Genomic DNA, 12,656 nt, shown 5'->3' on the forward strand with positions numbered 1-12,656 from the left:
CCTGCCTGTATGAGCTGATCTAAACTGCTCCACGTTGCAGCACGCAATAATACAGGGCAGGGTTCATTTCACGTCCGAACTTGTCGCCTGCTCGTCATGAGCAGTATTTTGCAGTCACATTAGTCAATTAATAGTTGGGCGCGCCACAGGCGCAGGAAAAGACCCGTTTTGAAGAAATCCACAGCAGCACCCAAAGCAGTTCCTCTCTGGCGTCAGCAATTGCACTACCGGCTCAAGGAAGGTGCATTGATCGCTATCGGCGCCCTGTGCCTGTTCCTGATCATGGCCCTGTTGACCTATGGCAAGGACGACCCCGGCTGGAGCCATAACAGCCGTGTGGTGGATGTGCAGAACTTCGGCGGGCCAGCCGGCTCCTACAGTGCCGACATCCTGTTTATGGTGCTGGGTTACTTTGCCTATATTTTCCCGCTGCTGCTGGCGGTCAAGGCGTACCAGATCTTCCGCGAGCGGCATCAGCCCTGGCAGTGGAGCGGCTGGCTGTTTTCGTGGCGCCTGGTGGGCCTGATCTTCCTGGTGATCTCGGGCGCGGCCCTGGCCCATATCCATTTTCATTCTGCCTCGGGCCTGCCGGCGGGGGCGGGCGGGGCGCTGGGCGAAAGCCTGGGCGACCTGGCCAGGAATGCGCTGAATATCCAGGGCAGCACCCTGTTGCTGATCGCGCTGTTCCTGTTCGGCCTGACGGTGTTCACCGACCTGTCATGGTTCAGGGTCATGGACGTGACAGGCAAAATCACCCTCGACCTGTTCGAGCTGATCCAGGGCGCGGCCAATCGCTGGTGGGCCGAACGCAACGAGCGCAAGCAACTGCAGGCCAAGCTGCGCGAGGTGGATGCCCGGGTCAATGAAGTGGTCGCGCCAAGTGTTCCCGACAAGCGTGAGCAGGCCAAGGCCAAGGAACGCCTGATCGAGCGCGAGCAGGCGTTGAGCAAGCACATGTCCGAGCGTGAAAAACACGTGCCGGCGGTTATTGCACCCGCGCCAGCCAAGGCGCCCGAGCCAAGCAAGCGCGTGCAAAAAGAGAAACAGGCGCCGTTGTTTGTGGACAGCGCCGTTGAAGGCACCTTGCCGCCAATCTCGATTCTGGACCCGGCCGAGAAAAAACAGCTCAACTATTCCCCTGAATCCCTGGCAGCCGTTGGCCATTTGCTGGAAATCAAGCTCAAGGAATTCGGTGTAGAAGTGACGGTGGACTCGATCCACCCGGGGCCGGTCATTACCCGTTACGAAATTCAACCCGCTGCCGGGGTAAAGGTCAGCCGCATTGCCAACCTGGCCAAGGACCTGGCGCGTTCGCTGGCCGTGACCAGCGTGCGGGTGGTTGAGGTTATCCCGGGTAAAACCACGGTCGGTATCGAGATCCCCAATGAAGACCGTCAGATCGTGCGGTTCTCTGAAGTGCTGTCGACCCCTGAGTACGACAACGCCAAGTCACCGGTAGCCCTGGCCCTGGGCCATGATATCGGCGGTCGCCCGGTGATCACTGACCTGGCAAAAATGCCGCATTTGCTGGTAGCCGGTACCACCGGTTCCGGTAAATCGGTAGGCGTTAACGCCATGATCCTGTCGATTTTGTTCAAGTCTGGCCCGGAAGACGCCAAACTGATCATGATCGACCCGAAAATGCTTGAGCTGTCGATCTACGAAGGCATTCCGCACCTGCTGTGCCCGGTGGTCACCGACATGAAGGACGCCGCCAACGCCCTGCGCTGGAGCGTTGCCGAGATGGAGCGCCGTTACAAGCTGATGGCCAAGATGGGCGTGCGTAACCTGGCCGGCTTCAACCAGAAGGTCAAGGATGCCCAGGACGCCGGCGAGCCGCTGGTCGACCCGCTGTACAAGCGCGAAAGCATTCACGACGAAGCGCCGTTGCTGGTGAAGTTGCCGACCATCGTAGTGGTGGTCGACGAATTTGCCGACATGATGATGATCGTCGGCAAGAAGGTCGAAGAGTTGATCGCCCGTATCGCCCAGAAGGCGCGGGCAGCCGGCATCCACTTGATCCTCGCAACCCAGCGCCCTTCGGTGGACGTGATCACCGGCCTGATCAAGGCCAACATCCCCACCCGAATGGCGTTCCAGGTTTCCAGCAAGATCGACTCGCGCACCATCATCGACCAGGGTGGCGCCGAGCAACTGCTGGGCCACGGTGACATGCTCTATATGCCGCCCGGCACCAGCCTGCCGATCCGGGTTCACGGCGCGTTTGTGTCCGACGATGAAGTTCACCGCGTGGTAGAAGCCTGGAAGCTGCGCGGCGCTCCGGACTACAACGAAGATATCCTCAACGGTGTTGAAGAGGCGGGCAGCGGCTTTGAAGGCGGTGGCAGCGAAGGCGGGGACGACCCGGAAACCGATGCCCTGTATGACGAAGCCGTACAGTTTGTGCTTGAAAGCCGTCGTGCCTCGATTTCTGCGGTACAACGCAAATTGAAGATCGGTTACAACCGCGCTGCGCGAATGATTGAATCCATGGAAATGGCCGGGGTCGTAACCTCGATGAACACTAACGGCTCGCGCGAAGTATTGGCGCCGGCCCCGATGCGCGATTGAGCTGCCCCAGGGCTGCTAACTAATCAATGAGGATGTCCATGCGTTTTGTCAGCATGCTGTTGCTACCGGTACTGGCTTTTTCTTCGCTGTCGGCCCATGCCGACGCCGAGAGTGTGAAACGTCTTGGCCAACTGTTGGGCTCTGATACCATCACCGCCCGTTTTTCCCAGCTGACCCTCGATGGCAGCGGCACCCAGTTGCAGGAAACGGCCGGTGACATGTCGGTCAAGCGGCCGGGGCTGTTTTACTGGCACACCGATGCTCCCCAGGAGCAGCTGATGGTTTCCGATGGCCAGAAAGTCTCGCTGTGGGACCCGGACCTGGAGCAGGTCACGATCAAGAAACTGGATCAGCGCCTGACCCAGACCCCGGCCCTGCTGTTGTCGGGTGATGTGTCGAAAATCAGTGAAAGTTTCGACATCACCTCCAAACAGGCTGGTGACGTGATGGACTTCACCCTCAAACCCAAGACCAAGGACACGTTGTTCGATTCCCTGCGCCTGTCCTTTCGCGGCGGCAAGATCAACGACATGCAGTTGATCGACAGCGTGGGCCAGCGGACCAACATCCTGTTCACCGGGGTCAAGGTCAACGAGCCGATCCCGGCTTCCAAGTTCAAGTTCGATATCCCGAAAGGGGCTGATGTCATCCAGGAATAAGCCCTGGAAGAGGTTTCAAACGCTGCCCATGGATCTGTTTCGAAGTGCCCCGATAGCCCAACCGCTGGCTGCCCGTTTGCGTGCGGCCAACCTGGACGAGTACGTTGGCCAGCAACACTTGCTCGCCCGCGGCAAGCCCTTGCGTGAGGCGCTGGAGCAGGGCGCGCTGCATTCGATGATCTTCTGGGGCCCGCCGGGCGTGGGTAAAACCACCCTGGCGCGGTTGCTGGCGGAAGTGTCTGACGCGCATTTCGAAACCGTCTCGGCAGTCCTGGCCGGGGTCAAGGAGATCCGCCAGGCCGTCGAAATCGCCAAGCAGCAGGCGGGCCAGTATGGCCGGCGCACCATCCTGTTTGTCGACGAAGTGCATCGCTTCAACAAGTCGCAGCAGGATGCGTTCCTGCCCTATGTGGAAGATGGCACCCTGATCTTTATCGGTGCCACTACCGAAAACCCCTCGTTTGAACTGAACAATGCCTTGCTGTCCCGGGCGCGTGTCTATGTGCTCAAAAGCCTCGATGAAGCAGCGTTGCACAAGCTGGTGCAGCGGGCGCTGACCGAGGACAAGGGCCTGGGCAAGCGCGGCCTGACCCTCAGCGATGAAGGTTTCCAGATTTTGCTGCGGGCCACTGACGGCGATGGCCGGCGCATGCTCAACCTGCTGGAAAACGCCTCGGACCTGGCCGAAGACCACAGCGAAATCGGCACCGACCTGCTGCATAACCTGCTGGGCGATACCCAGCGGCGTTTCGACAAGGGCGGCGAAGCCTTTTATGACCAGATTTCGGCGTTGCACAAGTCAGTGCGCGGCTCCAACCCCGACGGCGCGCTGTACTGGTTTGCGCGTATGATCGACGGCGGTTGCGACCCGCTCTACATCGCCCGGCGCGTGGTACGCATGGCCAGTGAAGACATCGGCAACGCCGACCCGCGAGCCCTCAGCCTGTGCCTTTCGGCCTGGGACGTGCAAGAACGGCTCGGCAGCCCGGAAGGCGAGCTGGCGGTGGCCCAGGCCATCACTTATCTGGCCTGCGCGCCGAAAAGCAACGCCGTGTACATGGGATTCAAGGCCGCACTGCGCAGCGCCGCCGAATACGGCTCGCTGGAAGTGCCGCTGCATTTGCGCAACGCGCCGACCAAGCTGATGAAGCAACTGGGCTATGGCGATGAGTATCGCTATGCCCATGATGAGCCGGATGCCTACGCCGCAGGCGAAGACTACTACCCGGACGAACTGGAGCCCTTGAACCTGTACCAGCCTGTTCCTCGCGGGCTGGAGTTGAAAATCGGCGAGAAGCTCAAGCATCTCGCTGCACTCGACCGGGCCAGCCCCAAACAACGGAGAAAACCGTGATTCCATTGGTAGTAGCCGTCTCGGCGGGCGGCATTGCAGGCACGTTGTTGCGCTTCGCTACAGGTAACTGGATCAACGCCAATTGGCCGCGGCACTTTTATACCGCGACATTGGCCGTTAATATCGTGGGCTGCCTGTTGATAGGCCTCCTTTACGGACTTTTTCTGATTCGCCCGGAAGTACCGATTGAAGTCCGCGCCGGGCTGATGGTCGGTTTCCTGGGTGGCTTGACCACTTTTTCATCCTTTTCACTGGATACGGTGCGCCTGCTGGAAAGCGGGCAAGTGCCACTGGCACTGGGCTATGCGGCCCTCAGCGTATTCGGCGGGCTGCTCGCAACCTGGGCTGGCCTGTCCCTGACCAAACTTTGATAAACGAGAAACCGACATGCTCGATTCCAAACTGTTACGTAGCAACCTGCAGGACGTAGCGGATCGCCTGGCATCCCGTGGCTTCACGCTGGACGTGGCGCGCATCGACGCGCTGGAAGCCAAGCGTAAAGAAGTCCAGACCCTGACCGAGAAGTTGCAGGCCGAGCGCAATGCCATCTCCAAAAGCATTGGTCAGGCCAAGGCACGCGGTGAAGACATCGCGCCACTGATGGCCAGTGTTGAAACCATGGGCAGCGACCTGGCCAATGGCAAGGCCGAGCTGGATGTGATCCAGACCGAGCTGGACGCCATCCTGCTGGGCCTGCCCAACCTGCCGGACGCTTCCGTGCCGGTAGGCGCTGACGAAGACGGCAACGTCGAAATCCGTCGCTGGGGCACGCCAACGGCCTTTGATTTCGAGATCAAGGACCACGTCGCCCTCGGCGAGCAGCATGGCTGGCTGGACTTTGAAACCGCCGCCAAGCTCTCCGGTGCCCGTTTTGCCCTGCTGCGCGGCCCGATTGCCCGCCTGCATCGTGCGCTGGCCCAGTTCATGATCAACCTGCATACCGGTGAGCACGGCTACGAAGAGGCCTACACGCCTTATCTGGTTCAGGCCCCGGCGCTGCAAGGCACTGGCCAGTTGCCGAAGTTCGAAGAAGAACTGTTCAAGATCAGCCGTGAAGGCGAAGCCGATTTCTACCTGATCCCGACGGCTGAAGTGACCCTGACCAACATCGTGGCTGGCGAGATCGTCGAGCACAAAGCCCTGCCGATCAAGCTGGTGGCGCACACCCCGTGCTTCCGCAGCGAGGCCGGTGCATCGGGTCGCGATACCCGCGGCATGATCCGCCAGCACCAGTTCGACAAGGTTGAAATGGTCCAGATCGTTGAACCGTCTACCTCGATGCAAGCGCTGGAAGGCCTGGTCGGCAATGCCGAGAAGGTGTTGCAACTGCTGGAGCTGCCTTACCGCACCCTGGCGCTGTGCACTGGCGACATGGGTTTCAGCGCGGTCAAGACCTACGATCTGGAAGTGTGGGTTCCAAGCCAGGACAAATACCGCGAGATTTCGTCGTGCTCCAACTGCGGTGATTTCCAGGCCCGTCGCATGCAGGCGCGTTTCCGTAACCCGGAAACCAACAAGCCTGAGCTGGTGCACACCCTCAACGGTTCCGGTCTGGCTGTAGGCCGTACCCTGGTTGCCGTGCTGGAAAACTACCAGCAGGCTGACGGTTCGATCCGTGTACCTGACGTACTCAAGCCTTACATGGGCGGCATTGAGGTCATCGGCTAAATGGAGTTTCTGCCGCTGTTTCATAACCTGCGTGGCAGCCGTGTACTGGTGGTTGGCGGCGGGGAGATTGCCTTGCGCAAGTCCCGCCTGCTGGCTGATGCCGGTGCGGTGCTGCGGGTGGTCGCACCCGCCATGGAGCCACAGCTGTGCGAGTTGATAAACAGCAGCGGTGGCGAACAGGTGCTGCGCGGTTATGTCGAGGCCGACCTTGAAGGTTGCGTCCTGATCATCGCCGCCACCGACGATGAGCCACTCAACGCCCAGGTCTCCGCCGATGCCCACCGCCGCTGCGTGCCGGTCAATGTGGTGGATGCACCTGCCTTGTGCAGCTTGATCTTCCCCGCGATTGTCGACCGCTCACCCTTGGTGATCGCCATCTCCAGTGGCGGCGATGCGCCAGTGCTGGCGCGGTTGATCCGCGCCAAGATCGAAACCTGGATTCCTTCGACCTATGGTCAGTTGGCGGGCCTCGCGGCGCGTTTCCGTACCCGGGTCAAGGGCCTGTTTCCGGATGTGCAGCAGCGTCGCGGGTTTTGGGAAGATGTGTTCCAGGGCCCGATTGCCGACCGTTTGCTGGCCGGGCAGGGCGCTGAAGCCGAGCGCTTGCTGGTGGCCAAGATTGAGGGCAAAGCAGCCCTGACCACCGGTGAGGTGTATCTGGTGGGTGCCGGGCCGGGCGATCCTGACTTGCTCACGTTCCGCGCGCTGCGCTTGATGCAGCAAGCGGACGTGGTGCTGTACGATCGCCTGGTGGCGCCGGCGATTCTTGAACTGTGCCGTCGCGATGCCGAGCGGATTTATGTTGGCAAGCGTCGCGCCGATCATGCCGTGCCGCAGGATCAGATCAACCAGCAACTGGTGGATCTGGCCAAACAGGGCAAGCGCGTGGTGCGGCTCAAGGGTGGCGATCCGTTTATCTTTGGCCGTGGCGGTGAAGAAATCGAAGAGCTGGCGGCCCACGGGATTCCGTTCCAGGTAGTACCGGGCATTACCGCAGCCAGTGGTTGTGCTGCCTATGCCGGGATTCCGCTGACCCATCGTGACTACGCGCAGTCTGTGCGCTTTGTTACCGGGCATCTGAAGGACGGTACCAGCAACCTGCCCTGGAACGACCTGGTTGCGCCAGCGCAAACCCTGGTGTTCTACATGGGCCTGGTAGGTTTGCCGATCATCTGCGAACAGCTGATCAAGCATGGTCGTTCGGCGGATACCCCGGCGGCCTTGATTCAGCAGGGCACTACGTCCAACCAGCGGGTGTTTACCGGTACCCTGGCCGATTTGCCGACACTGGTAGCGGAGCATGAAGTGCATGCACCTACGCTGGTGATTGTGGGCGAAGTGGTTTTGCTGCGTGAGAAACTGGCGTGGTTTGAAGGGGCTCAGGCTCAGGTCTAGCTTCTTGTGGGAGCGGGCTTGCTCGCGATGGCTTCAATTCGGTTTAACTGAAAAACCGCGCGGACCCCATCGCGAGCAAGCCCGCTTCCACTCATTATTTTGCGGTTTGCCTCAGTTCCGATTTTCCCCCACCAGACTCTCCACCGACGGCACCCGGGTGTCGCTTTCCATCTGCGCATCATGTTCGATCTGATGGCTGAAGCGATCCAGTGAGCCCTGTGCAGGCTGCGCATCGCTGGCGAATACCGGCGGGCTGAGGATGTAAGCCCCCAGCAATCGGCTCAACGCTGCCAGGCTGTCGATATGGGTGCGCTCATACCCGTGGGTGGCATCACAGCCAAATGCCAGTAATGCACAGCGAATGTCATGCCCCGCCGTCACGGCCGAATGGGCATCGCTGAAGTAATAACGAAACATGTCCCGGCGCACCGGCAACTCATTATCACTGGCCAGCCCCAGCAAATGCCGCGACAGGTGATAGTCATAGGGCCCGCCCGAATCCTGCATCGCTACACTCACCGCATGCTCGCTGGAATGTTGGCCCGGCGCCACCGGCGCAATATCGATCCCCACAAACTCGCTCACATCCCACGGCAAGGCTGCCGCAGCACCGCTGCCGGTTTCTTCGGTGATGGTAAACAGTGGATGACAGTCGATAAGGGGCTGTTCGCCACTGTCGACAATGGCTTTCAGGGCGGCGAGCAGGGCCGCCACACCCGCCTTGTCATCCAGATGCCGCGCACTGATATGGCCACTTTCGGTAAATTCTGGCAGTGGGTCGAAGGCCACGAAATCACCGATATTGACCCCCAGCGAATCGCAATCCGCGCGGGTGGCGCAGTAGGCATCCAGGCGCAACTCGATATGGTCCCAGCTGATCGGCAGTTCATCCACGCCGGTATTGAAGGCGTGGCCAGAAGCCATTAATGGCAGGACACTGCCGCGGATCACGCCGTTGTCGGTAAACAGGCTGACGCGGCTGCCTTCGGCAAACCGGCTCGACCAGCAACCGACAGGTGCCAGCACCAGCCGGCCGTTGTCCTTGATCGCCCGCACGCTGGCGCCGATGGTGTCCAGGTGCGCGGACACGGCGCGGTCAGGGCTGTTTTTCTGGCCCTTGAGGGTGGCGCGCAAGGTGCCGCGGCGGGTCAGTTCAAAAGGGATCCCCAATTCGTCGAGGCGCTCGGCGACATAACGCACGATGGTGTCGGTAAAACCGGTGGGGCTGGGAATGGCGAGCATTTCCAGCAATACCCGTTGCAGGTAGTCGAGGTCGGGTTCAGGGAGGCTGCGGTTCATAAAAACTCCTGAGGGCCGGTCAGCTATTGAGCAGGCTGACTGTGGGGAAACAACAAATCGATAAAGCGCTCGGCGGTGGGCTGGGGTTCATGGTTGGCCAGCCCGGCGCGCTCGTTGGCTTCAATAAAGACATAGTCGGGTTGGTCGGCGGCGGGCACCATCAGGTCGAGCCCCACCACCGGAATATCCAGGGCCCGGGCTGCGCGAATGGCGGCGTCGGCCAGCACCGGGTGCAACACGGCGGTGACGTCTTCCAGGCAGCCGCCGGTGTGCAGGTTGGCGGTGCGGCGTACAGCCAGTACCTGCCCGGCGGGCAGGATGCTGTCGTAGTCATAGCCTGCGGCCTGCACGGTGCGCAGGGTTTCGGCGTCCAGCGGGATGCGGCTTTCGCCACCGGTGGCGGCCTGGCGTCGGCGGCTTTGCGCCTCGATCAGGCGCTGGACGCGGTGCTGACCGTCGCCGATCACCTGCGCGGGACGGCGAATGGCGGCAGCCACCACTTCAAAGCCGATCACCACGATGCGCAGGTCGAGGCCTTCGTGAAAACTTTCGAGCAGCACCCGGCTGTCGAACGCCCGCGCTGCCTCGATGGCCTGTTGCACCTGCTCGATGCTGTGCAGGTCCACCGCCACGCCATTTCCTTGCTCGCCATCCACCGGCTTGACCACCACCCGGCCGTGCTGCTCGACAAACGCCAGGTTGTCATCGGCATTGCCCGCCAGTTGCTGGGTCGGCACGTTCAGGCCGGCCTGGCTGAGCACCTTGTGGGTCAGGCACTTGTCCTGGCACAGGCTCATGCTGATGGCGCTGGTCAGGTCGCTTAGGGACTCGCGGCAACGAATCCGTCGCCCGCCGTGGCTAAGGGTGAACAGGCCGGCGGCCGCGTCGTCAATCTGCACGTCGATGCCCCGTTTGTAGGCTTCTTCAACGAGGATGCTGGCATAGGGGTTGAGCCCGACCTCGGGGCCAGGCCCCAGAAACAGCGGCTGGTTGATGCCGTTCTTGCGCTTGATGGCAAAGGTCGACAGGGTGCGAAAGCCCAGTTTGGCGTAGAGGTTCTTGGCCTGGGCATTGTCATGCAGCACCGACAGGTCGAGATAGCTCAGGCCGCGGCTCATAAAGTGCTCGACCAGATGCCGCACCAGTACTTCACCCACCCCTGGCCGCGAGCACAGCGGGTCGACCGCCAGGCACCAGAGGCTGCTGCCGTTTTCGGGGTCGTTGAACGCGGTGTGATGGTTCAAGCCCATGACACTGCCGATCACCGCGCCGCTGTCCTCGTCTTCGGCCATCCAGTACACCGGGCCGCCCTCGTGGCGCGAGGTCAGCAGGGTCGGGTCGATGGGCAGCATGGAGCGTGACAGGTACAGGGTGTTGATCGCGCTCCAGTCCGCCTCGCTTTGTGCGCGGCGGATACGGAAGCCGCGAAACACGCGGGTGGCCTGGCGGTAATCGGTAAACCACAGGCGCAACGTATCCGAGGGATCGAGAAACAGTTGTTGCGGCGACTGCGCCAGCACCTGCTGGGGCGCAGCGACATACAGGGCAATATCGCGCTCGCCGGGCTGCTCGTTGAGCAGCTCTTCGGCCAGGGTAGCGGGGTCGGGAAAGGTATGCCCGATCAACAGCCGGCCCCAGCCGCAATGTACGGCCACGGGGCAGGCATTCAGTTCGCTGCCGTCTTCGGCAAAGCGGGCTTGCAGGCGTTCGTAAGAAGGCGTCTGGCCACGCAGTAAACGCTGGCTATAAGCCGTAGCGAGGGGTTTCATCGATCAGATTCCTTGTTCGCTCAGCCACAGGTTCAGGGCGGCCAGTTGCCACAGCTTGGAGCCATTGAGGGGCGTCAGCTGGCTTTGCGGGTTGGTCAGCAACTGGTCAAGCATGGCCGGCTGGAACAGGCCGCGATCCTGGCTCGGGTCCAGCAGCAAGTCGCGCACCCAGTTGAGGGTGTTGCCCTGCAAGTGCTTGAGCCCCGGCACCGGGAAATAGCCTTTTTTGCGGTCGATGACTTCGCTGGGGATCACCAGCCGTGCGGCTTCCTTGAGTACCTGCTTGCCGCCATCGGGCAATTTGAAGCGCGCCGGAATCCGCGCCGACAGCTCGGCCAGGCGGTAATCCAGGAACGGCGTGCGGGCTTCAAGGCCCCAGGCCATCGTCATGTTGTCCACCCGTTTGACCGGGTCATCCACCAGCATCACGGTACTGTCCAGGCGCAAGGCCTTGTCCACCCCGGCCTGGGCACCCGGCTGTGCGAAATGCTCACGCACATAGTCGCCAGCAGCGTCATTGGCTGTCAGCCATTGTGGCTGGACGGTGGCCTTGTACTCGTCGTAACTGCGGTCGAAAAAGGCTTCGCGGTACGCGGCATAAGGATCGTTGGCACCATCCACTTGTGGGTACCAGTGATAGCCGGCAAACAGTTCGTCAGCACCCTGGCCGCTTTGCACCACCTTGCAATGCTTGGCGACTTCCCGGGACAGCAGGTAAAAGGCGATGCAGTCATGGCTGACCATCGGCTCGCTCATGGCGCGAAAGGCGGCAGGCAGTTGCTCGATGATTTCGTGTTCGCCAATGCGCAGTTGGTGATGGCGAGTGCCGTAATGCTTGGCGATTAAATCCGAATACTGGAATTCATCACCGCGCTCGCCACCTGCGTCCTCAAACCCGATGGAAAAGGTCGACAGGTCCTGTACGCCAACATCCCGCAGCAAGCCTACAAGCAAGCTGGAATCGACACCGCCTGACAGCAGCACGCCGACATCCACCGCTGCACGCTGGCGGATGGCCACGGCTTCGCGGGTGCTGTCGAGCACGCGGTCGCGCCAGTCTTCCAGGGTCAGGTTGGCTTCATCGGCATGGGGGCCGTAGGGCAGGGTCCACCAGGTTTTCTGCTCGGTATGGCCATTGGCGTCGATGCGCAGCCAGGTGGCGGGCGGCAGTTTTTCAATGCCGGCAATCAGGGTGCGGGGGGCTGGCACTACGGCGTGAAAATTCAGGTAATGGTTGAGGGCCACCGGGTCGAGCATCGGGCTGATATCACCGCCCTTGAGCAGCGCGGGCAGGGTCGAGGCAAAGCGCAGGCGCTCGCCGGTGCGCGACAGGTACAGCGGTTTGACCCCCAGGCGATCACGGGCGATAAACAGGCGCTGGGCGTCGCGCTCCCAGACGGCAAAAGCAAACATGCCATTGAGCTTGGGCAGCAGCGCCTCGCCCCAGGCGTGATAGCCCTTGAGCAGCACTTCGGTATCGCCGTCGGAATAAAAGCTGTAACCCAGGGTTTCAAGCTCGGCGCGCAGCTCGGGGAAGTTATAGATCGCACCGTTGAAAGCCAGGGACAGTCCCAGCTGGCTGTCGACCATCGGCTGGGCCGAGCCGTCGGACAAATCCATGATTTTCAGGCGACGATGGCCAAGGGCGACCGGCCCCTGGCTGTGAAACCCCCAGGCATCGGGGCCACGAGGTGCAAGGTGGTGGGTGATGCGTTCGATGGCTGCCAGGTCGGCAGGGTGTTGATCAAAACGTAACTCGCCAGCTAATCCGCACATGGTGTGTAAATCCTTGGTATTTCTGCATGTGGTGCTACAGGGATGTGTCAGCGTCTTTGCGGGACGCTTCGTAGCGCTTGGGCCCGGTTTTAAAGGGTGAAACAGCCTTGGGCCGTGTCACCGGCCCGCGCGGTGCGGGGTTGTACCCACCCGCATCGCCATAAA

General features: G+C 61.3%; 9 protein-coding genes. 6 read left to right on the top strand and 3 right to left on the bottom strand.

The features are described from left to right. The first annotated feature begins 168 nt into the window (after positions 1–168). Genes ftsK through cysG form a run of 6 tightly spaced genes read left to right on the top strand, consistent with a single transcriptional unit; the run spans position 169 to position 7,647 of the window. Positions 169–2,571: a DNA translocase FtsK gene (ftsK, locus tag BFC21_RS00930; protein WP_095004146.1), complete on the top strand. Its 2,403-nt coding sequence runs from the start codon at positions 169–171 to the stop codon at positions 2,569–2,571. Positions 2,572–2,609: 38 nt separating this feature from the next. After that, a complete protein-coding gene (lolA, locus tag BFC21_RS00935) occupies positions 2,610–3,230 on the top strand; it encodes an outer membrane lipoprotein chaperone LolA (RefSeq protein ID WP_016780219.1) in 621 nt (206 codons plus the stop codon). Between the two features lie 28 nt (positions 3,231–3,258). Continuing rightward, entirely contained in the window at positions 3,259–4,584 is a 1,326-nt protein-coding gene (locus BFC21_RS00940; protein WP_088379417.1) for a replication-associated recombination protein A, read from the top strand. Then, complete coding sequence (crcB, locus tag BFC21_RS00945; protein WP_088379418.1) at positions 4,581–4,955, top strand: fluoride efflux transporter CrcB; 375 nt, start codon at positions 4,581–4,583, stop codon at positions 4,953–4,955. The genes BFC21_RS00940 and crcB overlap by 4 nt, the downstream gene beginning before the upstream one ends. 16 nt (positions 4,956–4,971) lie before the next feature. Then, positions 4,972–6,252 carry a serine--tRNA ligase gene (gene serS / locus BFC21_RS00950; protein WP_088379419.1) on the top strand — a complete coding sequence of 427 codons (1,281 nt, stop codon included), beginning with the start codon at positions 4,972–4,974 and terminating at the stop codon, positions 6,250–6,252. Further along, positions 6,253–7,647, top strand: a complete 1,395-nt coding sequence (gene cysG, locus BFC21_RS00955) for a siroheme synthase CysG (protein WP_120265513.1) — start codon at positions 6,253–6,255, stop codon at positions 7,645–7,647. 111 nt (positions 7,648–7,758) lie between these two features. On the opposite strand, the gene BFC21_RS00960 is transcribed toward cysG, so the two are convergent. Genes BFC21_RS00960 through BFC21_RS00970 form a run of 3 tightly spaced genes read right to left on the bottom strand, consistent with a single transcriptional unit; the run spans position 7,759 to position 12,491 of the window. After that, positions 7,759–8,946 carry an osmoprotectant NAGGN system M42 family peptidase gene (locus BFC21_RS00960; RefSeq protein WP_088379421.1) on the bottom strand — a complete coding sequence of 396 codons (1,188 nt, stop codon included), beginning with the start codon at positions 8,944–8,946 and terminating at the stop codon, positions 7,759–7,761. Between the two features lie 23 nt (positions 8,947–8,969). Next, the gene (gene ngg / locus BFC21_RS00965; protein WP_088379422.1) at positions 8,970–10,715 is read right to left on the bottom strand and encodes an N-acetylglutaminylglutamine synthetase; all 1,746 of its coding nucleotides are present in this window, start codon (positions 10,713–10,715) and stop codon (positions 8,970–8,972) included. A gap of 3 nt (positions 10,716–10,718) precedes the next feature. Continuing rightward, positions 10,719–12,491, bottom strand: coding sequence for an N-acetylglutaminylglutamine amidotransferase (locus tag BFC21_RS00970; RefSeq protein ID WP_088379423.1), 1,773 nt, complete (start codon positions 12,489–12,491; stop codon positions 10,719–10,721). Positions 12,492–12,656 lie beyond the last annotated feature (165 nt).

Origin of the sequence: Pseudomonas sp. TMW 2.1634 (genome assembly GCF_001703595.1) — a bacterium.
GTDB classification, from domain to species: Bacteria; Pseudomonadota; Gammaproteobacteria; order Pseudomonadales; family Pseudomonadaceae; genus Aquipseudomonas; species Aquipseudomonas fragi.